Annotated in this window: 19 protein-coding genes and 1 pseudogene; 8 read left to right on the forward strand and 12 right to left on the reverse strand. The window is 69.2% G+C overall.

The window, feature by feature from the left end:
- Positions 1-268: 268 nt before the first annotated feature.
- Positions 269-2101: a methyl-accepting chemotaxis protein gene (locus BO996_RS00365; RefSeq protein WP_071953737.1), complete on the forward strand. Its 1833-nt coding sequence runs from the start codon at positions 269-271 to the stop codon at positions 2099-2101.
- A 19-nt stretch (positions 2102-2120) separates the two neighbouring features.
- Here BO996_RS00365 and BO996_RS00370 read toward each other — a convergent pair whose 3' ends face one another.
- Complete coding sequence (locus BO996_RS00370) at positions 2121-2939, reverse strand: IclR family transcriptional regulator (protein WP_170962106.1); 819 nt, start codon at positions 2937-2939, stop codon at positions 2121-2123.
- Positions 2940-3088: 149 nt separating this feature from the next.
- On the opposite strand from BO996_RS00370, the gene BO996_RS00375 reads away from it, so the two are divergent.
- The 4 genes from BO996_RS00375 (at position 3089) to BO996_RS00390 (ending at position 7252) form a co-directional block, all read left to right on the forward strand.
- On the forward strand, positions 3089-4054 hold the full coding sequence (locus BO996_RS00375) for an MBL fold metallo-hydrolase (RefSeq protein ID WP_013800328.1): 966 nt from the start codon (positions 3089-3091) through the stop codon (positions 4052-4054).
- 132 nt (positions 4055-4186) lie between these two features.
- Positions 4187-5878, forward strand: a complete 1692-nt coding sequence (locus tag BO996_RS00380; protein ID WP_071953739.1) for an FAD-dependent oxidoreductase — start codon at positions 4187-4189, stop codon at positions 5876-5878.
- A 31-nt stretch (positions 5879-5909) separates the two neighbouring features.
- Positions 5910-6176, forward strand: coding sequence for a DUF2783 domain-containing protein (locus tag BO996_RS00385; RefSeq protein WP_013800326.1), 267 nt, complete (start codon positions 5910-5912; stop codon positions 6174-6176).
- 104 nt (positions 6177-6280) lie between these two features.
- Positions 6281-7252 carry a Bug family tripartite tricarboxylate transporter substrate binding protein gene (locus BO996_RS00390; protein ID WP_013800325.1) on the forward strand — a complete coding sequence of 324 codons (972 nt, stop codon included), beginning with the start codon at positions 6281-6283 and terminating at the stop codon, positions 7250-7252.
- A 70-nt stretch (positions 7253-7322) separates the two neighbouring features.
- Here the strand turns inward: BO996_RS00390 and BO996_RS00395 are convergent, their stop codons facing one another.
- The 9 genes from BO996_RS00395 to BO996_RS00435 all read right to left on the reverse strand — a co-directional run bounded on the left by BO996_RS00395 (position 7323) and on the right by BO996_RS00435 (position 16732).
- Positions 7323-8072 carry an ABC transporter ATP-binding protein gene (locus BO996_RS00395; RefSeq protein ID WP_065346537.1) on the reverse strand — a complete coding sequence of 250 codons (750 nt, stop codon included), beginning with the start codon at positions 8070-8072 and terminating at the stop codon, positions 7323-7325.
- The gene (locus BO996_RS00400) at positions 8069-9961 is read right to left on the reverse strand and encodes a branched-chain amino acid ABC transporter ATP-binding protein/permease (protein ID WP_071953740.1); all 1893 of its coding nucleotides are present in this window, start codon (positions 9959-9961) and stop codon (positions 8069-8071) included. The genes BO996_RS00395 and BO996_RS00400 overlap by 4 nt, the downstream gene beginning before the upstream one ends.
- Complete coding sequence (locus BO996_RS00405) at positions 9958-10986, reverse strand: branched-chain amino acid ABC transporter permease (RefSeq protein WP_012202505.1); 1029 nt, start codon at positions 10984-10986, stop codon at positions 9958-9960. Before BO996_RS00405 ends, BO996_RS00400 begins: the two co-directional genes overlap by 4 nt.
- Positions 10987-11069: 83 nt before the next feature.
- On the reverse strand, positions 11070-12221 hold the full coding sequence (locus tag BO996_RS00410) for an ABC transporter substrate-binding protein (RefSeq protein WP_013800322.1): 1152 nt from the start codon (positions 12219-12221) through the stop codon (positions 11070-11072).
- A gap of 35 nt (positions 12222-12256) precedes the next feature.
- Positions 12257-12916 (reverse strand): TetR/AcrR family transcriptional regulator, encoded by a 660-nt coding sequence (locus BO996_RS00415; protein WP_063327653.1) that lies wholly within the window; start codon positions 12914-12916, stop codon positions 12257-12259.
- Positions 12917-12933: 17 nt separating this feature from the next.
- Positions 12934-14238 carry a phenylacetate--CoA ligase PaaK gene (paaK, locus tag BO996_RS00420; RefSeq protein WP_071953741.1) on the reverse strand — a complete coding sequence of 435 codons (1305 nt, stop codon included), beginning with the start codon at positions 14236-14238 and terminating at the stop codon, positions 12934-12936.
- Between the two features lie 11 nt (positions 14239-14249).
- Complete coding sequence (gene paaI, locus BO996_RS00425; RefSeq protein WP_013800320.1) at positions 14250-14717, reverse strand: hydroxyphenylacetyl-CoA thioesterase PaaI; 468 nt, start codon at positions 14715-14717, stop codon at positions 14250-14252.
- 11 nt (positions 14718-14728) lie between these two features.
- Positions 14729-15511, reverse strand: coding sequence for an enoyl-CoA hydratase-related protein (locus BO996_RS00430; protein ID WP_012202500.1), 783 nt, complete (start codon positions 15509-15511; stop codon positions 14729-14731).
- 231 nt (positions 15512-15742) lie between these two features.
- Complete coding sequence (locus BO996_RS00435) at positions 15743-16732, reverse strand: tripartite tricarboxylate transporter substrate-binding protein (RefSeq protein ID WP_063327655.1); 990 nt, start codon at positions 16730-16732, stop codon at positions 15743-15745.
- Positions 16733-16909: 177 nt separating this feature from the next.
- Here BO996_RS00435 and hemE point away from each other — a divergent pair, with 177 nt between their 5' ends.
- The 3 genes and pseudogenes from hemE to BO996_RS00450 all read left to right on the forward strand — a co-directional run bounded on the left by hemE (position 16910) and on the right by BO996_RS00450 (position 22150).
- Entirely contained in the window at positions 16910-18022 is a 1113-nt protein-coding gene (gene hemE, locus BO996_RS00440; protein WP_043824322.1) for a uroporphyrinogen decarboxylase, read from the forward strand.
- Between the two features lie 525 nt (positions 18023-18547).
- Positions 18548-20790, forward strand: a pseudogene (locus BO996_RS00445) (primosomal protein N').
- A 223-nt stretch (positions 20791-21013) separates the two neighbouring features.
- Positions 21014-22150, forward strand: a complete 1137-nt coding sequence (locus BO996_RS00450) for an asparaginase (RefSeq protein WP_013800315.1) — start codon at positions 21014-21016, stop codon at positions 22148-22150.
- Between the two features lie 184 nt (positions 22151-22334).
- Here the strand turns inward: BO996_RS00450 and BO996_RS00455 are convergent, their stop codons facing one another.
- Complete coding sequence (locus tag BO996_RS00455) at positions 22335-23201, reverse strand: ChbG/HpnK family deacetylase (protein ID WP_071953742.1); 867 nt, start codon at positions 23199-23201, stop codon at positions 22335-22337.
- Entirely contained in the window at positions 23198-23620 is a 423-nt protein-coding gene (locus BO996_RS00460; RefSeq protein ID WP_012202494.1) for a GtrA family protein, read from the reverse strand. Before BO996_RS00460 ends, BO996_RS00455 begins: the two co-directional genes overlap by 4 nt.
- Position 23621 lies beyond the last annotated feature (1 nt).

The raw sequence follows: 23621 nt of genomic DNA on the forward strand, positions 1-23621 counted from the left end.
CTGCCTGTGCCACTCGGTTTGCCTGCGTGCCGCCATTGTGGAAAGCCGCCATGAAAGTCCCGCGACGGTTGCGTTACAGCAACATGTCATGCCGCACTGCAATGGTGCACTGCAGCAAATGCCTCTATGACAGGTGTTGAGCGCAAGTTGGTGCACGCCATCCCAGGGTTGGCATGTCGTCAAGAATGAAACAAATTGTGCGTTAATGACAGGGCCGCATGCCCGGCCATCGCGGCTTGCGGAGTCCTCAGTCTTCCCTTGCCGCGCCATGCTCCAGACCCTTCGCTCCAAGATCCTTGCCATCAGCACAGCCACCGTGGTCGGCGCCCTTGCCATCACGGGGGCCGCCACGTACCACATCGTCCGCGGCAGCACGTTCCAGACCATCGAACAGGACCTGGATGCCATCACCGCAGGCAACACCATGGCCATCGACCAGTGGGTGGCCTCCAAGGCGCGCGCCGTCAGCGCCGCCGCCGCCGTGATCGAGCATGGCGACCCGCAGGGCTTTGCCGCCCACATGGGCCAGGCCAGCGGCTTTCCCATCACCACGGTGGGCTGGCAGGACAAGACCTTCAAGTCCACCACCAGCACCCCGCCCGACTACGACCCCACGGCCCGCCCCTGGTACAAGAGCGCCGTGCAGGCCGGCAAGCTGACGCTGACCAAGCCCTATGGCGACTCCACCACGGGCGTGCCCTATGTGGCCTTCGTGGCGCCCATGCTGCGCGGCGGCGCGCTGCAGGGCGTGATCAGCGGCGCCGTGCCGCTGGAGGGCGTGCGCGAGGTGGTCTCGGCCATCCGCCCCACGCCCGGCAGCCTGGGCTTTGTGGTCAGCCGTGACGGCCAGGTGCTGGCGCATGCCGATGCCAAGCTGCTGCTCAAGCCCACCTCCGACCTCTCCGAGCTGCTGACGCCGGCTGCGCTGACCGCGCTGGCCAGCGCCACGGCACCGCTGGAAGTGAACCTGGGCGGCAGCGCCAAGCTGCTCAAGGCCCGCCCGGTGCAGGGCACGGACTGGCTGCTGGTGGTGGCGCTGGACAAGGCCGAGGCCACGACCGGCCTGCAAAGCGTGCTCAAGACGCTGGCCATTGCCATCGTGCTGCTGGCCTGCCTGGCCACGGCCGTGGCGGCGGCGCTGACGGCACAGTCCTTCCGGCGCCTGTCGCAGGTGCGCGACGCCATGGACAAGATCGGCTCGGGCGGCGGCGACCTGACGCAGCGCCTGCCGGTGTCGGGCAATGACGAAGTGGCGCAGATCGCCTCGTCCTTCAACGGCTTCGTCGAGCAGATCGGCACCGTGCTCAAGGATGTGCGCAACGGCGTGGAGTCCATGAAGACCGCCACCGACGAGATCAAGCTGGGCAACCTGGACCTGTCCAACCGCACCGAGTCCTCGGCCAGCAGCCTGCAGGAGACCTCGGCCTCGCTGTCGCAGCTGACGGCCAATGTGCGCCAGTCGGCCGAGGCGGCCGCCATGGCCACGCGCCTGGCCCAGTCGGCCAGCAGCTCGGCCACCAAGGGCGGCGACGTGGTGGGCAGCGCCGTGAGCACCATGGACGACATCTCCAAGGCCTCGTCCAAGATCGGAGAGATCATCGGCGTCATCGACGCCATCGCCTTCCAGACCAACATCCTGGCGCTCAATGCCGCCGTCGAGGCAGCCCGCGCGGGTGAGCAGGGCCGGGGCTTTGCCGTGGTGGCGGCAGAAGTGCGCAGCCTGGCCCACCGCAGCGCGGCGGCCGCCAAGGAGATCAAGACCCTGATCGACGCCTCGGGCGCCAGCGTGGCCATGGGCACGGACCGCGTGCGCGCCGCCGGCCAGACCATGGGCGAGATCGTGGATGGCATCCAGCGCGTCTCCCAGATCATTGTCGAGATCAACGGCGCCATGACCGAGCAGAGCGTGGGCATCGGCCAGATCAACCAGGCCGTGGCCGACATGGACCGCGCCACGCAGCAGAACGCCGCGCTGGTGGAGGAGTCCACCGCCGCATCGTCCGTGCTCAACGAGCAGGCCCACCACCTGTCGCGCACGGTGGCCGGCTTCACGCTGGAAGGGCGTGCGCCTGCCCGGGATCAGCTGCTGCTCACCAACTGAGCCGCAGCACGCGACGGGCTCAGGCCTGGGCCGGCGCTCCCAGGCGCTGGGACAGGCTGCGCGCCTGGGCCTGCAGCAGCAGGGCCGGCCGGCCTTGCGGGTCCAGGTCCAGCGTGGCCGAAGGGCCGATGGCGGCAATGGCCAGCACCAGCTGGCCAAAGCCGTCGAACACCGGCACGGCCAGCGCGCTCACGCCTGACAGCAGCTGGTTCTCGACCCGGCTCAGGCGGCTGGCGCGGATGGCGGCCAGCTCCTTTGCAAAGGCGGGCTCTTCCAGGCTGTGACCTTCCGCGTCCAGCAGGGGCGCGATGCGCCCGGGCTCGCCAAAGGCCGCAAAGATCTTGCCTGTGGCCGTGTGGCGCAGCGATGCGGGCGTGCCGTGGCGCATGGCCACATAGACATGGGTGGGCCCCTCTTCCACGCGGATGATGGTCGGCCCCTGGCCGCTCCACATGGCAATCGACACCGTGCTGCCCACCTCCTGCGCCAGCGCGGGCAGCTCGGCAATCGCCAGGCGCACGGGATCGGCCTGCTGCAGGCTGATCAGCCCCATCTGTATGGCCAGCGGCCCCAGGCCGTAGTGGCCGCTGGCGCGGTCCTGCTCCATCAGGCCCAGCTTGCAGAAGCTCACCAGGTAGGGGTGGGCCTTGGCCGCCGTCATGCCGGCCTCGCGCGCCAGATCCTTCAGCGCCATGCGACGGCCGGTGCGCGCCAGCGCCTTGAGCAACTGGCCGCCGACCTCCACGCTCTGGATGCCGCGCGGGCCGCGCGCGGGCTCGTCATCGGCGCTGTCGGAGGGGAAGACGGGGTCGTTCGGGGAGGAGGCGGCATCGGACATGGCAGGCATTGTGAAGGCTGGAACCCGAAGTTTGCGGCTCCGAGGGTTTTTCACTATGTCAAATGAATTGTTCAATGTTGAATTTTTCCCTAGCATTCAGGCATTCGATAAAAACAAATGCATTTGTCCATCTCAAAAGCAGGATGCCCATGACCACCAAGACCTTTGCCTCCGCCGCCGACCTCGAAATCAAGCAGGTCAGCTTCGACAAGCTCTCCGAGCACGCCTACGCCTATACGGCCGAAGGTGACCCCAACACCGGCATCATCATTGGCGACGACGCGGTGATGGTGATCGACACCCAGGCCACGCCCGTCATGGCCCAGGACGTGATCCGCCGCATCCGCGAGGTCACCGACAAGCCCATCAAGTACGTCACGCTGTCGCACTACCACGCGGTGCGCGTGCTGGGCGCCTCGGCCTTCTTCGCGGAAGGTGCCGAACACATCATTGCCAGCCAGGACACCTACGACCTCATCGTGGAGCGCGGCGAGCAGGACAAGGCCAGCGAGATCGGCCGCTTTCCCCGCCTGTTCCAGAACGTGGAAAGCGTGCCCGACGGCATGACCTGGCCCACCCTCACCTTCACCGGCAAGATGACGCTGTGGCTGGGCAAGCTGGAAGTGCAGATCCTGCAGCTGGGCCGCGGCCACACCAAGGGCGACACCGTGGTCTGGCTGCCCCAGGACAAGGTGCTGTTCAGCGGCGACCTGGTGGAGTTCGGCGCCACGCCCTACGCAGGCGATGCCTACTTCCAGGACTGGCCGCACACGCTGGACGCCATTGCCGCCCTGCAGCCCGAAAAGCTCGTGCCCGGCCGCGGCGCCGCGCTGCAGACGCCGGCCGAGGTGCAGGCCGGCCTGGCCGGCACGCGCGACTTCATCAGCGACCTGTGGACCGAGGTCAAGGCCGGCGCCGATGCCCAGCAGGACCTGCGCAAGGTCTACGAGGCCGCCTTCGCCAAGCTGCAGCCCAAGTACGGCCAGTGGGTGATCTTCAACCACTGCATGCCCTTCGATGTGACCCGCGCCTATGACGAGGCATCGGGCCACGCCGACCCGCGCATCTGGACCGCCGAGCGCGACCGCCAGATGTGGCTGGCGCTCGAAGGCTGATGCACGGCGGCGTCCGGGCCTGAACACCGGCACGCCCGCCCCTCGCACCCGTCCGTGAACCGGCGCCCTGGCGCGCCGGCGGGGATGGCTGCGCCCTTTTTTCCACACTGCCCATGCCAGAGGACGAACACCATGTCCCACCCCGCCATCTCCCTGCAAGCGCTGCGCGGCAGCGGCGCAGACATACAGTCCATCCACATTCCCTACGAGCGCCATGCCGACCAGGACGCCGGTGCGGACACGCCCGCCCGGCATCCCGTGGTCATCGTCGGCGCCGGCCCCGTAGGCCTGTCGCTGGCCATCGACCTGGCCCAGCGCGGCCAGCGCGTGGTGCTGCTGGACAACGACTGCCGGCTGTCCACGGGCTCGCGCGCCATCTGCTTTTCCAAGCGCACGCTGGAGATCTGGGACCGCCTGGGCGTGGGCCAGCCCATGGTGGACAAGGGCGTGTCCTGGAACCTGGGCAAGGTCTTCTTCAAGGACCAGCCGCTGTACCGCTTCGACCTGCTGCCCGAGGACGGCCACGAGCGCCCGGCCTTCATCAACCTGCAGCAGTACTACGCCGAGGCCTATCTGGTCGAGCGCGCACTGCAGCTGCCGCTGATCGACCTGCGCTGGCACAGCAAGGTCACGGCACTGGAGCCGCAGGCCGAGGGCGCGCTGCTGACCGTGGAGACGCCCGACGGCAGCTACCGCATCGATGCGCAATGGGTCCTGGCCTGCGACGGCTCGCGCTCGCCGCTGCGCGGCCTGCTGGGCCAGGAAAGCCATGGCCGCATCTTCCGCGACCGCTTCCTGATCGCCGACGTGAAGATGCACGCCGAATTCCCCACCGAGCGCTGGTTCTGGTTCGACCCGCCCTTCCACCCGGGCCAGAGCGTGCTGCTGCACCGCCAGCCCGACGATGTCTGGCGCATCGACTTCCAGCTGGGCTGGGACGCGGACCCCGAGGAAGAGAAAAAGCCCGAGAACATCGTGCCGCGCATCCGTGCCCTGCTGGGCAAGGACGCGCCCTTCGAGCTGGAATGGGCCAGCGTCTACACCTTCGCCTGCCTGCGCATGGACCGCTTCGTCCATGGCCGCGTGGTCTTTGCGGGCGACAGCGCCCACGGCGTCTCGCCGTTTGGCGCACGCGGCGCCAACAGCGGCGTGCAGGATGCCGAGAACCTGGCCTGGAAGCTGGACCGCGTGCTGCGCGGCCAGGCCGATGCCTCGCTGATCGCCACCTACGGCGCCGAGCGCGAATACGCGGCCGACGAGAACATCCGCAACTCCACGCGCGCCACCGACTTCATCACGCCCAAGAGCGAGATCAGCCGCCTGTTCCGCGACGCCGTGCTGGACTTGGCGCGCGACCATGAATTCGCGCGCCGCATCGTCAACAGCGGGCGGCTGTCCGTGCCGGCCACGCTGCATGGCTCCGCGCTCAACACGCCTGACACCGACACCTTCGACGGAACGCAGCTGCCCGGCGCCGTGCTGGCCGATGCGCCCATGCGCCGGCCCGGCGCAGACGGCACGGCCTGGCTGCTGCGCGCACTGGGACCGGACTTCACGCTGCTGCACTTCGGCCCCACGCCCGCCTGGGCGCAGGCGCTGCCCGGCGTGCTCAACCTGTCCATTGCGGCCGAGGGCGAGGCCCATGCGCACGGCGCCGACCTCATCGATGCGCGCGGCCTGGCGGCCAAACGCCTGGATGCACGCCCCGGCACCAGCTACCTGCTGCGGCCTGACCAGCATGTCTGCGCGCGCTGGCGCCGCCCCGACGAGGCCGGCGTGCGCGCCGCTCTCCAAAGAGCCTGCGGCGCCGCCGCCACGGCCTGAACCTCTTACGCCCCATCCACAGGAGACCGCCATGCTGCTGTCCACCCACCCCAACCTGCAGGCCTGCGACGATTTCTACGAAGCCCTGATCGCCACCCACCAGGGGCTCGATACCGCGCAAAGCCATGCCCTCAATGCCCGCCTCGTGCTGCTGCTGGCCAATCACATCGGCCACCAGGGCACCTTGCTGCATGCGCTCGAACTGGCCCGCGCCAGCGCAGGACTTGCCCCTGCCGGCGCGGACCCGGCCGAGCGCGGCGCCGTGACGCCGGTCGCCCCGGTGCACGCGGCCGCCTGAAGCCGCGCGCCGCCGCCCGTGCGGCGGCCTGCCATCCCCACAAAGGCGCCCGCCTCACACCTTGGATATCTCACAAGGGCGCCGCATACAACATGGAGACAAGGATGCAACGCAAGCAGTTTCTGGCCGCACTGGCCTGCTCGGGCCTGGCCCTGGCCGCAGGGCCTGCCGCCCTGGCACAGGACAAGCCCCTGGAATGGGTCGTGGGCTATGCGGCCGGCGGCGGCTCGGACGTGGTCGCCCGCGTCATCGCCGAGGCCATGGGCCGCAACATGGAGCGGGTCATCGTCATCAACAACAAGCCCGGCGCGGGCACCAACATCGCGGCCGAGTACAGCGCCCGCTCGCGCGACTACGGCAACCTCATGTTCACGGCCGACTTCGCCACGCTGGCGGCCAACCCCTTCCTGTTCAGCAAGCTCAACTACAACGCCGAGCGCGACTTCAAGCCCGTGGGCATGCTGGTGCGCTTTCCCATGCTGCTGGTGGTCAACAACGAGGTGCCCGCCACCAACCTCGCCGAATTCCTGGCCTGGGCCAAACAGCAAAAGACCGGCGTGAGCTGGGGCTCGGCCGGCCTGGGCAGCCCCCACCACCTGGTGGGGGAGCTGTTCCGCGAACAGGCGGGCATCAGCAACATGACCCATGTGCCCTACCGTGGCGCCGCCCCGGCCGTGCAGGACGTGGTCGGCGGCCAGATCCCTGCCATGTGGGCCGACAGCGCCACCATCATTCCCTTCCTGAGCGAGAAAAAGCTCAAGGCCATCGGCGTGGCCAGCCCCGCGCGCGTGGACGTCCTGCCCCAGGTCGCCACGCTGCAGGAGCAGGGCCTCAAGGGTTTCGAGGGCTATGCCTGGCAGGGCATCGTCGTGCCCACGGGCAGCTCGGCCGAGGTGGTCAAGAAGTTCAGCCAGTCGCTGCAGCAGGCCCTGGCCGACACCCGCACCAAGGCACGCCTGGCCGCCATGGGCGTGGAGCCCATGCCCGGCAGCGCCGACCAGATGGGCCAGTTCGTGCGCGCCGAGCGCAGCAAGTGGGGGCGGGTGATCTCGGCCAACAATATCAAGCTGGATTGAGCGCCCCGCTGCAGATGCAAAAAGGCTGCCGGTCCGGCAGCCTTTTTTCGTTGTGGCGGGGGGTTGCGTCTCAGGCCACCGCCTCCGCCTCCGCACTGCGCCCCATCCCCAGATAGGTATCGATGATGCGCCGGTCATGCAGCAGCTCCCTGGCCGCGCCGCTGAGGGCCACGGCGCCCATCTCCAGCACGTAGGCACGGTCGGCCACCTTGAGGGCGGCGCGCGCGTTCTGCTCGACCAGCAGCACCGAGACGCCGTGGTCGCGCAGGCCGGCCACGACCTGCAGCACCTCGCGCACGATCAGCGGCGCCAGGCCCAGCGAGGGCTCGTCCAGCAGCAGCAGGCGCGGGCGTGCCATCAGCGCGCGGCCGATGGCCAGCATCTGGCGCTCGCCGCCCGACAGGGTGGAGGCCATCTGCGGGCGCCGCTCCCTCAGGCGCGGGAAGATGGCAAAGACCTCGTCCATGCGCTGCGCCTGGTCGCGCAGGCCCCGGCGCCAGCGCGAGAAGCCGCCCAGCAGCAGGTTGTCTTCCACCGACATCTCGCCGAACAGCTCGCGCTTTTCGGGCACCAGGGCCACGCCGTTGGCCACCATGACCTCGACGCCGGGGCGTGCGATGCGCTTGCCGTCCAGATGGATCTCTCCGCGCGAGGGCAGCAGGCCCATGGCGGCCGACAGCAGCGTGGTCTTGCCCGCGCCGTTGGGGCCGATGACGGTGACGATCTCGCCGCTGCGCACATCCAGATCCACCTGGTGCACGGCCTCCACGGGACCGTAGGACACGCTCAGGCCCTTGAGCTGCAAAAGGATGTCGCTCATGCCGTCTCTCCGGTTGCCTCGTCGTCGTCGCCGCCGCCCAGGTAGGCATCCAGCACGCGCTGGTTGACCTGGATCTGGGCCGGCGTGCCTTCGGCGATCACGGTGCCGAACTCCAGCACCGTGATGCGGTCCGCAAGATTCATGACGAACTCCATGTCGTGCTCCACGACGAGAATGCCCAGCCCCTCGGCGCGCAGCTGGCGCAGCAGGTCGGCCAGGGCCTGTTTTTCCAGGTGGCGCAGGCCGGCGGCCGGCTCGTCCAGCAGCAGGGCCGCCGGCTGGCCGGCCAGGGCGCGTGCGATCTCCACGATGCGCTGCTGGCCCAGGGCCAGCGAGGCGGCCGGCACGTCGGCGAAGGCGCCCAGGCCGCAGCGCTCGATCTGGCGGCGCGCCTCGGCCAGCACCGAGGCCTCCTCGGCCCGGTCCAGGCGCAGCATGGAGGCCAGCCAGCCCCGGTGCGCACGCCGGTGCGCGCCCACGGCCACGTTCTCCAGCACACTGCGCTGGCCCAGCAGGCGCACATGCTGGAAGGTGCGGCCCAGGCCCAGGGCGGCGAAGCGGCGCGAGGGCGCATCGTTCATGGCCTGGTCCATGAAGCGCACCTGGCCCTCGGTGGGCGAGTCCACGCCCGAGATCATGTTGAAGAAAGTGCTCTTGCCCGCGCCGTTGGGGCCGATCAGCGCATGCACCTCGCCGGCCTTGAGCGTCATGGCCACATCGTTGTTGGCCACCAGGCCGCCGAAGCGCTTGGTCACATGCTCGGCCGCCAGCAGCACCTGGCCCGCCGCAGGCAGCGCGCGCTGCGCCAGCGGCGCCGCGTCCGCCAGCTTCAGATCGGACACGGGCCGGCGCACCCAGCGCGCCGTGAGCGCCTGCAGCGTGGGCCACAGGCCTTCTGCAAAGCGCTGCAGCACCAGCACCATCAGCAGGCCGAAGACGATGACCTCGAAGTTGCCACTGGTGCCAAGCAGGGCCGGCAGTATGTCCTGCAGCTTTTGCTTGACCAGGGTGATCAGCGTGGCGCCCAGCACCGCGCCCCACAGGTGGCCGGCGCCGCCGACCACGGCCATGAACAGGTACTCGATGCCCACGTTGAGGTTGAAGGGCGCCGGGCTCACGAAGCGCTGCATGTGGGCGTAGAGCCAGCCCGACAGCGTGGCCAGCAGGGCCGCCAGCACGAAGAGCTTGACGCGGTAGTGCGCCGTGTCGATGCCCATGGACTCGGCCATGACGCGGCCGCCGCGCAGCGCGCGGATGGCCCGGCCCTCGCGCGAGTCCAGCAGGTTGTGCAGCAGCCACAGCGCCACCAGCAGCACGGCCCAGATCACCACGCCCATGGCGCGCGGCGAGGCCAGCGAGACGCCGCCGATCACCAGCGGCGCAATGCCCGTGATGCCGGTCTGCCCGCCCAGGAACTCCATGTTGCCGAACAGGTAGTACAGGCTCAGCCCCCAGGCGATGGTGCACAGCGGCAGGTAGTGGCCCTGCAGCTTGACCGTGACCGCGCCCAGCAGCCAGGCCACGACGAAGGTGATGAGCAGGCCCAGCGCCAGGCCCACCCAGGGCAGGCCCGCCGCGCCCACCAGCCCGCCCAGCGCCGCCACCGAGGCCGGTGCCGTGCAGACCCAGGCCGTGGCATAGGCGCCGATGCCCACGAAGGCCGCCTGGCCGAACGAGGTCATGCCGCCCACGCCGGTCAGCATCACCAGGCCTGCGGCCACCATGGCGAACAGGCCGATGTAGCTGAGGATGACGACGGTGAAATCAGGCAGGAAGCCCCAGGACGCGGCCAGCAGCGCAATGGCGGCCAGGGTGAGCACGCGCGTGCTGATGCCGCCCGAAGCGGCCTTTGCAGGCGCCGCGGCCTGCGAGGAAACGGGGGCGCTCATTCTTCTTCCTCCACATGGTGGCTATTGCGCGATCGCCACCACAGCACCGGGATGATCAGCGTGAACACCAGCACCTCCTTGTAGGCACTGGCCCAGAACGACGAGAAGGCCTCCAGCAGCCCGACCAGCAGCGCGCCGGCCAGGGCCAGCGGGTAGCTGGCCAGCCCGCCCACGATGGCGGCCACGAAGCCCTTGAGGCCGATCAGAAAGCCGGTGTCGTAGTACACCGTGGTCAGCGGCGCGATCAGCAGGCCCGAGATGGCGCCGATCAGCGCGGCCAGCGCAAAGCTCACGTCGCCGGCCATGGCCGTGGGAATGCCCATGAGGCGTGCGCCCACGCGGTTGATGGCCGTGGCGCGCAGCGCCTTGCCGATCATGGAGCGCTCGAAGAACACGAACAGCAGGGCCACTAGCACCAGGGTCACGCCCACCACCACCAGGGACTGGCCCGAGATCGTGATGTCGCCCAGGCGCAGCTGCGCCTCGGAAAACGCGGGGGTGCGCGAGCCTTCGGCACCGAAGAACAGCAGCCCCAGGCCGACCAGCACGCCGTGCATGGCCACCGAGACGATGAGCAGCATCAGCACCGAGGCATGGGCCAGCGGCCGGTAGGCCAGGCGGTACAGCAGCGGCCCCATGGGCGTGATCAGCACCAGGGTGGCCAGTGCCTGCAGCATCAGCGAGGACGGGCGCAGCCCCCAGGCCAGGGCCACGGCAATGGCCGGCAGCGCCAGGCACCACAGGAAGGTGGCGGGCCAGCTCACCTGGCTGCCCGCGCGCCAGCGCAGCAGGTCCACCACCAGCACGGCGGCGGCCAGGGCCAGCAGCAGCCACAGCGTGGTGGGCACGCGGCCGGCCTGCATCATGGCCAGGGTGAGCGCGCCGAAGGCGACGAACTCGCCCTGCGGAATGAAGATGATGCGGGTGACCGAGAACACCAGCACCAGGGCCAGCGCCATCAGGCCGTAGACGGCGCCGTTGACGATGCCGTCCTGCCCCAGCAGCAGGGCGATTTGCAGATCCATGATCGACTTTCGAGCAGGCGCGGCCGAGCGCCACAGCGGCCGCCGCCAGGTGCGGCAGCCGCTGCGGCCTCAGGCCCGCAGGTTCAGGGCTGGTACTTCCAGGTGCCGTTCTCGATCTTGACCATGACGGCCGCGCGCTGGTCCAGGCCCAGGTGGTCGGTGGGCGTCATGTTGAAGATGCCGTGGGCGCCGGCCACGTCCTTGGTCTGCTCCAGCGCATCGCGCAGGGCGGCGCGGAACTCGGCCGTGCCGGGCTGGGCCTTCTTGAGCGCGGCGGGAATCGCCGCTTCGAGCACGCGGCCCGCATCCCAGGAATGCGCGCCAAAGGTCGATGCCGTGCCCTTGCCGTTGGCGGCCTCGTAGGCCTCCACATAGGAGACGGCAGACTTCTTGACCGGATTGCTGTCGGGCAACTGGTGGGCCACCAGCACGGGGCCGGCGGGCAGCAGCGTGCCTTCCACATCCTTGCCGCCCACGCGCAGGAAGTCGGCATTGGCCACGCCGTGGGTCTGGTAGATCTTGCCCTGGTAGCCGCGCTCCTTGAGCGATTTCTGCGGCAGCGCGGCCGGCGTGCCCGAGCCTGCGATCAGCACCGCATCGGGCTTGGCGGACATGAGCTTGAGCGTCTGGCCCGTGACCGAGGTATCGCTGCGCGAATAGGCCTCGGTGGCGGTGAGCTTGATGCCCTTGGCCTCGGCCACCTTGCGGAACTCCTGCAGCCAGCTTTCACCGTAGGCGTCGTTGAAACCGATGTAGCCCACGGTCTTGATGCCGGCCTTGGCCATGTGCTCGCCGATGGCGGCGGCCATCATGGCGTCGTGCTGGGGCGTCTTGAAGACCCAGAACTTCTTGGCATCCATGGGCTCGACGATCTTGGCCGAGGCGGCCAGCGTGATCATGGGCGTCTTGGCCTCGGAGACCACGTCCACCATGGCCAGCGAGTTGGGCGTGATGCTGGAGCCCAGGATGACATCGACCTTACTCTCACTGATCAGCTTGCGCGTGTTGGCCACGGCCGCCGTGGTGTCGGAGGCGTCGTCCAGGATGATGTAGTTGACCTTCTGGCCCGCCACCGTGCGCGGCATCAGCGCCACGGTGTTCTTTTCGGGAATGCCCAGGGAGGCGGCCGGTCCGGTGGCCGAGACCACCACGCCCACATTGATGTCGGCCAGGGCCGAGCCCCAGACCGTGGCCAGGGTCGCGGCCAGCAGGCCCAGTTTCGTCAAACGCTTCATGTCTGTCTCCTTGTGTTGGATGGGGCGTGGCACCTTCAGGCGCCACAATTTACCGTGGTAACTATTTTTTTGCCAGCGGTTTGATGCCCGGGTTTGCCTGGGGTCTGCACGGCCGGCAGGCCTCCGAGGAACAGGTCGGCCACCACGGGGGCCATGGCCTCGTGGTCCAGCGAGCCGTCGGGCCGCAGCCAGGTGAACATCCAGTTCATCATCCCGAACAGCAGCATGGCCAGCGCCTTGGACAGGCCCGCGCCATCGGCGTCCGGCCGCAGCTGGGCCACCGCCTGGGCAAAGGTCTCGACCACGGCGCGCTCCTTGCCCAGCACGCGCTGGCGGTCGTCGTCCTGCAGGAAGCGCACATCCTCGGTCAGCACGCGGTGGGCATGGCGGGCATGGGCGTATTCCTGCACGAAGCGCTCGATCAGCATGCGCAGCCGCGGCTCGGGCGGCAGGCCCATGGACTGCACTTCGTCCACCAGGGCCTGCAGCCGCGTCATGTGGCCGTCGGTGATGTCCACCAGCAGCGCGTACTTGTCGCGGAAGTAGTGGTAGATGGTGGGCTTGGACAGGCCGCAGGCCTGGGCCACCTCGTTCATCGAAGTGCCGGGGTAGCCGCTGCGCGCGAACAGCGCGGCGGCATGGCCCAGGATCAGTTCGCGCTGGTCGTCGTATCCGGAAGATCGGCCTCGGGCCATGGGACTCCTGTGCGCGCTCAGCGGCTGCGGTGGTCGATCACGCGGCGGGCCTTGCCCACCAGGGTGCGCTCTATGGAATCGGGTCGCAGCACCTCGACCTCGGCGCTCACGCCGACCAGGGTCTTGATGCGCTGCTGCACCCACAGTGCCAGCGCCTCAATGTCGCCCTGCGTGCCCGGCTGCATCTCGCAGCGCACGGCCAGCCGGTCCAGGTTGCCGTCGCGCGTGACCACCAGTTGGTACTGGCCCGACAGCTGGGCGTTCTGCAGCACGATCTCCTCGATCTGCGTGGGAAACAGGTTCACGCCGCGAATGATGAGCATGTCGTCGCTGCGCCCCACGATCTTGCCCATGCGCCGGAAGCTGCGCGAGGTCGGCGCCAGCAGCCGGGTCAAATCCCGCGTGCGGTAGCGCACGATGGGCATGGCTTCCTTGCTCAACGACGTGAAGACCAGCTCGCCCTCGCTTCCATCGGGCAGCACCTCGCCCGTGTCCGGGTCGATGATCTCGGGATAGAAATGGTCTTCCCAGATCACCGGCCCGTCCTTGCTCTCCACGCATTCGCTGGCCACGCCCGGGCCCATGACTTCGGACAGGCCGTAGATGTCCACGGCATCCAGCCCCGCCTTGCCCTCGATCTCGCGGCGCATGGCCTCGGTCCAGGGCTCGGCGCCGAAGATGCCGATCCGCAAAGAGCTCTCGCGCGGGTCCATCCCCTGGCGCTGCATCTCCTCCACGATCACCTGCATGTAGCTGGGCGTGACCATGATGATGTCGGGCCGGAAATCCTGGATCAGCTGCACCTGCTTTTCGGTCTGCCCGCCCGACATGGGCACCACCGTGCAGCCCGCGCGCTCGGCGCCGTAGTGCGCGCCCAGGCCGCCCGTGAACAGGCCGTAGCCATAGGCCACATGCACCATGTCGCCAGGCCGCCCGCCCGCCGCGCGGATGGAGCGCGCCACCAGGTTGGCCCAGTTGTCGATGTCATTCAACGTGTAGCCCACGACCGTGGGCTTGCCCGTGGTGCCCGAGGAGGCATGCACGCGCGCCACCTTCTGGCGCGGCACGGCGAACATGCCGAACGGATAGTTCTCGCGCAGGTCCTTCTTGGTGGTGAAGGGAAAGCGGGCCAGGTCGGATAGCGTGCGCAGGTCGGACGGATGCACGCCCTTCTCGTCGAAGGCGCGGCGGTAGTGGGGCACGTTGTCGTAGGCGTGCTGCAGCGACCAGCGCAGGCGCAGCAGCTGCAGCGAGGCGATCTCGTCGCGGCTGGCGGTTTCGATGGCGTCGAGGTCGCCGGGGGCGGGGCGCTGCAGGGACATGGCGGACCTCTTCAGGTGGGCTCTGTCAGGCCGGGCACGGTAGGCCGGCCCTTGAAGCTGTGCGAGCGGCCACGGAACAGCGCAATCACTTCCTGGCGCTGGTTGGTGACCTGCACGTCATAGACGCCGGTGCGGCCTGCGCGCGAGATTTCGCGGGCCTGCGCGGTGAGCACGTCGCCGGGCCGGCCGGGCGCGACGAAGTCCACGCTCAGGCCCGAGGCCACCGTCATCTCGTTGCGCGCATTGCAGGCATAGGCAAAGGCCGTGTCGGCCAGCGCCGTGATGAAGCCGCCGTGGCAGATGTCGAAGCCGTTGAGCATGTCGTCGCGCACAGCCATCTCCATGCGCGCTGCGCCGGGGGCAATGTCCGTGATGCGCAGGCCCAGGCCTTGCGCGGCGCGGTCGCGCGCCAGCATGCCGTCGCGCACCTGTTCGGCCAGGCGCTGTGCGGCTTCGTCCGGGGTGTGGGTGTCTTGCATGGCGCCGCTCCTCAACGGTCCGAGAACACGGCAGCCCGCTTGCCCAGGAAGGCGGCCACGCCCTCCTGGTAGTCGTGGGCCGCGCCCAGCTGGCCCTGCTGGCGCGCCTCGCGCGTGAGCGCATGTTCGTAGTCCAGCAGTTGGGCAGAGTCCATGGCCTCCCGCGTGCGCGCCAGGGCCCGCACGGGCATGGCGGCCAGGCGCTGGGCCAGGGCCTGGGCCTCGCTGCGCAAATCGGCATCTTCCACGCAGCGCCAGATCAGGCCGATGCGTTCGGCCTCGGCCGCAGGCAGCTTGTCGCCCAGCAGGGCCAGCCCCAGGGCGCGCGCACGGCCCACCAGGCGCGGCAGCAGCCAGGTGCCGCCGCAGTCGGGCACCAGGCCGATCTTGGCAAAGGCCTGGATGAAGCTGGCCGAGCGCGCGGCCAGCACCAGGTCGCAGGCCAGCGCGATATTGGCGCCCGCGCCTGCGGCCACGCCGTTGACGGCGGCCACCACGGGCACGGGCATGGACTTGAGCCGCAGGCACAGCGGCTGGTAGCGGCGCTCGATCAGGTCGCCCAGGTTCTGGTCGGGCGCCGCCTCGGGGTCGGACAGGTCCTGGCCCGCGCAAAAGCCGCGCCCCGCGCCCGTGAGCACCACGCAGCGCACCGTGGCATCGCCGGCGGCCTGCTCCAGGGCCGAAAGCAGCTGCTCGTGCAGCTGCGCGTTGAAGCTGTTGAGCGCGTCGGGGCGGTTCAGCACCAGGGTGCGGACGGCGTCTTGCTGCTCAACCAGAACCAGCGATGGGGGCATGAAAGTCTCCGTGGCCTGTCTGCCGTCTTTATGCGGCAGATCAAACATAATTTACCGAATGGTCGGTAAATGTTAGTCGCCAGACCCTTTCCACCACAAGCGCCCAGGCACCGAGGAAACCCCTAGGCCCCATGAAAAATGACCCCCACTCTGCCCCCCGAGGGGGCGTTTTTCATCTTGGGGCGGCCCGGCGATGAAAAAAGGCCCGCACGGGCCATTTTTGTCGAAGGTTCAGGGCTTGAAGCCCGAGCGCTGCACCACCGGCGTCCACTGCGCGCGGTAGGCCTTGAGCATCTCGGCCGTCTGCGCGCTGCTGCTGGAGACCGGGGTCAGCCGGCTGGCCTCGAATTTCTGGCGCGTGTCGGGTTCCTTCATGATCTCCTGCACCATGCGCGACAGGCGCTCGGCAACGTCGGGCGCCATGCTCTGCGGCGCGAACAAGGTGTTCCAGCCCATGCCCGACAGGTTCAGGCCCGATTCCTTGAGCGTGGGTATGTCCGGCGCCATGGTGCTGCGGCGCTCGCCCGACACGGCCAGCACGCGGATCTTGCCGGCCTCGTGCTGGGGCAGCAGCACGTCGAAGGTGTCGATGGCCAGCGGCACCTGGCCGCCCACCAGGTCGGTCAGCAGCGGGGCCGAGCCCTTGTAGCCCACGGTTTCGGTGCGGACCTTGGCGGCCTCGCCCAGCATCAGCGAGAAGAAGTGCGGCAGGCTGCCCGTGGCCGGCACGCCCACGTTGGCCTGCTGCGGATTGGCACGCAGCCAGGCCAGCAGGTGCGACAGCTGCCTGACGGGCACGGCACTGGCCACGGCCACGCCGAATTCGTAGCGATTGACCTCGCTGACCGGGCGGAAGTCCTTGTCGGGGTCGTAGCCCGAGTCGGGGAACACCAGGGGCGCCACCAGCATCACGGCCGGGTTGGCCAGCAGCAGCGCGGGCTGGGAGGCCGGCGCGTTCTTCACATACTGGGCCGACAGGCGGCCGCCCGCGCCGGGCTTGTTCTCCACCACCACGGGCGAGCCCACGCGCGCCTGCAGCTTGTCGGCAACGATGCGCGCCACGCGGTCGGTGGCGCCACCGGGCGGGTAGCCCACGACGATGCGCAGCGGCGCCTTTCCCGGAAACAGCGGCTCGGCCGCCGTGGCACTTCCAGCCAGCCAGCTGGCGGCCGAAACAGCCGGGGCCAGGGCCAGGATCTGGGTCAGGGTTCTTCGCTGCATCGCAAACTCTCTCCTTGCATGGACGGATTCCCGTGCGGAACGCACGCCGCACAATGTAGCGGCCTCAAAAAGCCCGTTGCCGCCGATATTGACCAGGGTTAACCCGAGGCAAGACGCCCTGCGCCGCTCGGGCATCGCGACAGCCTGGCGAAGCCGACTCGGCGACAATCGCCCACCATGAGCTTCGCCCCCCTGACCAACGACACCTTCCTGCGCGCCTGCCGGCGCCAGGCCACCGACTACACGCCGCTGTGGCTGATGCGCCAGGCGGGCCGCTATCTCCCCGAATACAAGGCCACGCGCGCCCGGGCCGGCAGCTTCATGGGCCTGGCCACCAACGTGGACTACGCCACCGAGGTCACGCTGCAGCCTCTGGAGCGCTTCCCGCTGGACGCGGCCATCCTGTTCTCCGACATCCTGACCGTGCCCGACGCCATGGGCCTGGGCCTGTCCTTTGCCGAAGGCGAAGGCCCGCGCTTTGCCAAGGTGGTGCGCGACGAGGCCGCCGTGGCCGAGCTGGCCGTGCCCGACATGGACAAGCTGCGCTATGTGTTCGACGCCGTGACCAGCATCCGCCGCGCGCTCGATGGCCGCGTGCCGCTGATCGGTTTCTCGGGCAGCCCCTGGACCCTGGCCTGCTACATGGTCGAGGGCAAGGGCAGCGACGACTACCGCCTGGTCAAGAGCCTGATGTATGCGCGCCCCGACCTGATGCACCGCATCCTGGCCATCAACGCCGACAGCGTGGCCGCCTACCTCAACGCCCAGATCGATGCGGGCGCCCAGGCCGTGATGGTGTTCGACAGCTGGGGCGGCGTGCTGGCCGACGGCGCCTTCCAGGAATTCAGCCTGGCCTATACCAAGCGCGTGCTGGCCGGACTCAAGCGCACGGGCGTCGATGGGCAGGACGTGCCGCGCATCGTCTTCACCAAGGGCGGCGGCATCTGGCTGCCCGACATGAAGGACCTGGACTGCGAGGTGCTGGGCCTGGACTGGACGGCCAACCTGGCCCGCGCCCGCGCCATCGTCGGCGGCGAGGTGGGCGGACCCGGCAAGGCGCTGCAGGGCAACATCGACCCCAATGTGCTGTTCGCACCGCCCGAGCGCGTGGCCGAGCAGGCGCGCGCCGTGCTCGACAGCTTCGGCGCCCCGCACACCGACAGGACCACCACGGGCCCCACGCACATCTTCAACCTGGGCCACGGCATCAGCCAGTTCACGCCGCCCGAGCATGTGGCGGCCCTGGTGGAGACCGTGCACAGCCATTCGCGCGCCCTGCGCCAGCGCTGAGCGAGCCGCCTCCCCGCCTGCCGCTTCTCCCGAACCCCAGGGCCGGACGCCAGCGCAGCGCCGGCCCCTGCCGGGGCCGCCAACGGCCCGGCAAGGCCCCGCTGTCCACAAGCCGGGTACCCGACAGCCGCTTGCTGCACAAGATGGCCACAGACCATCTTATGCACAGAAAAATCCGAGCGAGGCCCTAGGAGTTGCAGTTGTCATCCGCGCCTGCACGCCGGCGACATATCGATATAAGCCATTGTTTTTGAATAATTTTTTTGATAGCAACATTTTCAGCATGCACCGATTGGCAAGGCCGGATAAGCAGGTGCATGCCCATAGATCCGAATAATCCCCACAAAGTTATCCACAGAAATTGACGATATACCCAGAAACCCGCAGTCACCGGCCGGGGCGTCTGGTGTAGAACGCCGCACCCAGGTCCCGGGCAGCGCCAAAGGCTTATGCTTGGCGGCTTGGTTGCCGCAGGCCCTGCCGTGCGGCGCCCGCGTTTTCAGGCCCCGCTTTCCCCGCATTCGCATGTCCCTCCCCGCCCACACCGTCCATGTCGCCGTCCAGACGCCGGCGCACAGCGCCGTGGGCGAACTGCTGAGCTACACCTGCGACCAGCCCCTGGAGGCGGGCACCCTGGTGCGCGTGCCCCTGGGTCGCCGGGACCTGCTGGGCGTGGTCTGGGACGCCCCGCCCCGCCCCGCCGCCATGCCCGAAGGCGTGGAGCTGCGCCCCGTCGCCGCCGTGCTGCAGGGCATTGCGCCGCTGCCGGCCGCCTGGCGCCGGCTGGTGGCCTTCGCCGCCTACTACTACCAGCGCAGCGTGGGCGAAATCGCCGTGACGGCCCTGCCCCCGCAACTGCGCGAGATGACGGCCGAGCAACTGGCGCGCCGGCTCAGGCCGACCAAGGCCGCAGCGAAGAGAGCGGCCAAGGCTGCAAAAGAGGAACAGGCGGAACAGGCGCAACAGGCGCAACAGGCGCCTGGCACTGCGCCTGCATCAGCGCCTGCATCAGCGCCTGCATCAGCGCTCGCACCGGCCCCGGCCGCCGCAGACATTCCCCCATCGTCCTCAGCGCCGAGCAGGCCGACGTCTTCACGCAGATCGCCGCCCATCCCGGCCCCTTCCTGCTCTTCGGCAGCACGGGCAGCGGCAAGACCGAGGTCTATCTGAGAGCCACCCAGGCCGCGCTGGATGCCGACCCCGGCGCCCAGGTGCTGGTGATGGTGCCCGAGATCAACCTCACGCCCCAGCTGGAGCAGCGCTTCACGGAGCGTTTCGCGCCGCAGTACGGCGCCGCCTGCGTGGTCAGCATGCACAGCGCAATGACCAACCCCCAGCGGCTCAAGAGCTGGCTGGCCGCGCACACCGGCGTGGCGCGCATCGTGCTGGGCACGCGCATGTCGGTCTTCGCCAGCCTGCCGGGCCTGTCGCTGATCGTGGTGGACGAGGAGCACGACGCCAGCTACAAGCAGCAGGAAGGCGCACGCTACTCGGCGCGCGACCTGGCCATCTGGCGCGCGCGCGATACCGGCGCCAAGGTCATCCTGGGCAGTGCCACGCCGTCGCTGGAGAGCTGGCACGCCAGCCGCCCGCCCAATGCCGACGAGCCGCAGGGCGGCCGCTACCTGCGCCTGCACATGCCCAGCCGCATCGGCGCGGCCGCCCTGCCGCGCGTGCGCCTGGTGGACATGGGCCAGCAGCCGCGCAAGGCCGTGTTCTCGCCGCCGCTGATCGATGCCATCACCGAGCGCGTGCAGCGCGGCGAGCAAAGCCTGGTGCTGCTCAACCGCCGCGGCTTCGCGCCCGTCCTGTTCTGCGCCGACTGCGGCTGGAAAAGCGACTGCCCGCACTGCAGCGCCCACCAGGTCTTCCACAAGGCCGACCGCACGCTGCGCTGCCACCACTGCGGCTACACCCAGCGCGTGCCCATGGCCTGCCCTGGCTGCGGCAATCCCGACATCCTGCCGCTGGGCAAGGGCACGGAGCAGCTGGAGGAAGAACTGGCCCGCCTGCTGCGCAATGTGCAGCGCCCCGACCGCGAGCCCGCCCGCGTGGCGCGCATCGACGCCGACACCACGCGCGCCAAGGGCGCGCTGGAGGAGCAACTGGCCCAGGTGCATGCGGGCGACATCGACGTGCTGGTGGGCACCCAGATGGTGGCCAAGGGCCATGACTTCCGGCGCATCACCCTGGTGGCCGCCGTGCAGCCCGACAGCGCTCTTTTCTCCAGCGACTACCGAGCGCCCGAGCGCCTGTTCAGCCTGCTGATGCAGGCCGCCGGCCGCGCAGGACGCGACGCGCACTACGTGGCCGCCCAGGGCAGCCACCCGGAGATGTGGATACAGACGCACGACCCGTCCCACCCCGTCTACACCGCGCTGCGCTCGCACGACTACCCGGCCTTCGCCGCACGCCAGTTGCGCGAGCGGCGCGATGCGGGCATGCCGCCCTTCGCCTTCCAGGCCATCGTGCGGGCCGATGCGCGCACCCAGGAAGCCGCCCAGGCCTTCCTGGCCGCTGCGGCCGAGGCTGCCCGCCAGGCCGGCCTGCCCCATGTGGACGATGTGTTTCTCTACCCGCCCATTCCCATGTCCGTGCAGCGCGTGGCCAATGTGGAGCGCGCTCAGATGCTGATCGAGTCGACCCAGCGGCCCGCCCTGCTGCGCTTTCTCTGGGCCTGGCAGGCGCACCTGCACTGGATCAGGGCACAGCCCGGGCACCGCGCCCTGGTGCGCTGGCTGGTGGACGTGGACCCGCTGGCCATCTGAGCGTGGCACGGCCTTTGGAACGGCCCCAAAAAACCTCAAGCCTTTCAGGCCTTCGGCGCAATCCCGTAAAGCGTTCACCGCTCCTTTTTCGGAAGCGCTTTTAGCGCATTCGCCGCACGGCTCCCATCGGGATTTGCGCTGATGCAGGCGGGGCATGTTTATTGCATCGTGCCGCATTCAGCCCACAAGGCTGGATCATTCAATGCCTTTCCAGGAGCGATACATGCCGTTCACCCCCTTCCGTATGACCTTGATGGCCGTCGCGCTTGCGCTGGCAGGCTGCGCGTCCCAGCCCGGCGCCAGCCAGGCCCCCGCAGCCGCAGCGCCCGCCACGGCCGCCGCCCCTGCACCCGCTCCCACCGCACAGGCCGGCAAGCCCAACGTGGTCGTCCTGGCCACGGGCGGCACCATTGCCGGCGCGGGCGCCAGCGCCGTCAACAGCGCCACCTACACGGCCGCCAAGGTGCCCGTGGACAAGCTGCTGGCCGGCCTGCCCGAGCTGAGCAACATCGCCAACGTGTCCGGCGAGCAGGTCTTCCAGATCGCCTCCGAGAGCTTCACCAACAAGGAACTGCTGACGCTGGCCCGCCGCGTCAACGAGCTGGCCAAGCAGCCCGGCGTGGACGGCATCGTCGTCACCCACGGCACGGACACGCTGGAGGAAACCGGCTACTTCCTGAACCTGGTGGTGCCCACCGACAAGCCCATCGTCATGGTCGGCTCCATGCGCCCCGGCACGGCCATCTCGGCCGACGGCGCGCTGAACCTGCTGGGCGCCGTGGCCACGGCCGCGTCCAAGGACTCGGCGGGCAAGGGCGTGCTGGTCAGCATGAACGACAACATCGACTCCGCACGCGATGTCGCCAAGCTCACCAACATCAAGACCAATGCCTTCGCCAGCCAGTGGGGCCCGCTGGGCATGGTGGTCGAGGGCAAGACCTACTGGTTCCGCGCCCCCGTCAAGCGCCACACCAGGGGCAGCGAGTTCAACATCGAGCAGATCACCGACCTGCCCGCCGTGGACATCGTCTATGGCTACGGCAACGTGCCCGCCACGGCCATCGACGCGCTGGGCAAGGCCGGCGTCAAGGCCATCGTGCATGCAGGCACGGGCAATGGCTCGGTGGCCGACCGCATCGTGCCCAAGCTCAACGAACTGCGCCAAAAGGGCGTGATCGTGGTGCGCAGCTCGCGCGTGCCGGCCGGCTTCGTGCTGCGCAATGCCGAGCAGCCCGATGACAAGTACGACTGGGTCGTCGCCCATGACCTGAATCCGCAGAAGGCGCGCCTGCTGGCCGCCGTGGCCCTGACCAAGACGCAGGACACGAAGCAGTTGCAGCGCATCTTCTGGGAGTATTGATAGGCACCCCCTGAGGCGCTTGCGCGCCTTCCCCCTCTCTACCCGCTTCGCGGGGGAGGGGGACGACAGCCTCGCTGCGGGGCGGCCCTTGCTTGCTGTCCCTTGCTTTGGGCCGCGCCGGTTTTTTGCGCTGCGCCCACATGGCCCGGTCCATTTTTGGCCGGGCCTTTTCTATTGCCGCTTCTTAGTTCGTTGTGAACAGCGGGGTGAGGGGGCCTTGGGCGATGTGGCAGTGCGCTTGTTCCAGGGCCTGGGCGAAGGCGTCGGAGCGCAGGTAGGCGTATTCGACGGCGCGCTGGGCGCCGATGGCGTCGCCCTGGACGGGGGCGGTGGCGGGGTGGCACATCATGAGGCTGCCGGGCTGCAGCTGGGCCAGCCATTGGGCCATGTGGCGGCCATAGCCTTCGGGCGTGGGCTGGTCGAAGGCGTAGACGCCGCCAAAGCCGTGGTTGAGCGGCATGCCCTGGCGGCGCAGGCGGCGGGTGGTGGTCCAGCCGCCCAGCAGGGCGATGATGGCGGCCTTGGGGTCGCGCCAGAGCTGGCCGGCCGGGGTGGTGGAGCGGACCCAGGGCAGGTCGTCGGCGTTGTCGCCATAGCGCTGGCGCAATTCCTGCACCAGCGCGGCGCGCACGCCGGGGAGCTGGTGCACGTGCTGGTGGCCGTCGATGAAGTCGGGGGCCATGCCCAGCGCGTCCTCGAAGGCGTCGAGCTGGCGGCGCCAGGCGTCACGCATGGCGGCGCCGCCGAGTGCGCCGGCATAGGCGCGCGCGATCACGGCACCGATTCCGGCGGCAGGCTGCAGGCCGTGGCCTTCGGTCAGGTTGAAGTGCAGGCCCAGCGACAGGCGCGGGCGCAGCGCGGGCAGGCGCCTGGCGGCCTGCCTCCAGTGCGGCGAGGTGGTCATGCAGCTGGTGGCCGACAGCCGGCCCTGCAGCGTGAGCTGCTCCACGGCTTCATCGACCAGGGGATGCAGCGCATAGTCGTCGGCGCACAGGACGACGGTTCTGGCCGAGGCCTTCTCCCCGTTGTTTCTGGCAGGTACGGTGTTCATGAGGATTCCTTGCGGCCGGGGGCCGCAAAGGCCCAGAACTTGGCGAAGACGAAGGTGCCCACCGCCACCAGCACCAGCACCAGGGCCAGGCTCCAGAAGTAGTGCCAGTGCAGCCAGTGCAGGGCCACCCAGTACAGCAGCTCGTTGGCCACGAAGGAGGCGCAGGCCACGGCGAAGTACTTGCCGGCCACGGCCCAGCCTTGCGCCCCGGCCTGCACGAAGGTGAACAGCGCATGGCCGTTGTAGCTGACCACGAAGGCCACGAGAAAGGCCAGCACGTTGGCATGCAGCGGCGCCATGCCCACCCGCTGCACCAGCAGGGCGACCACGGCCAGGTGCGTGGCGGCCGCGCAGCCCCCTACCAGCACGAACTGCAGCGCCTGCGGCAGGCGGCGCAGCTGTGCGATCACGTCGTGCATG

Source organism: Delftia sp. HK171 (assembly GCF_001886655.1).
GTDB classification, from domain to species: domain Bacteria; phylum Pseudomonadota; class Gammaproteobacteria; order Burkholderiales; family Burkholderiaceae_C; genus Comamonas; species Comamonas acidovorans.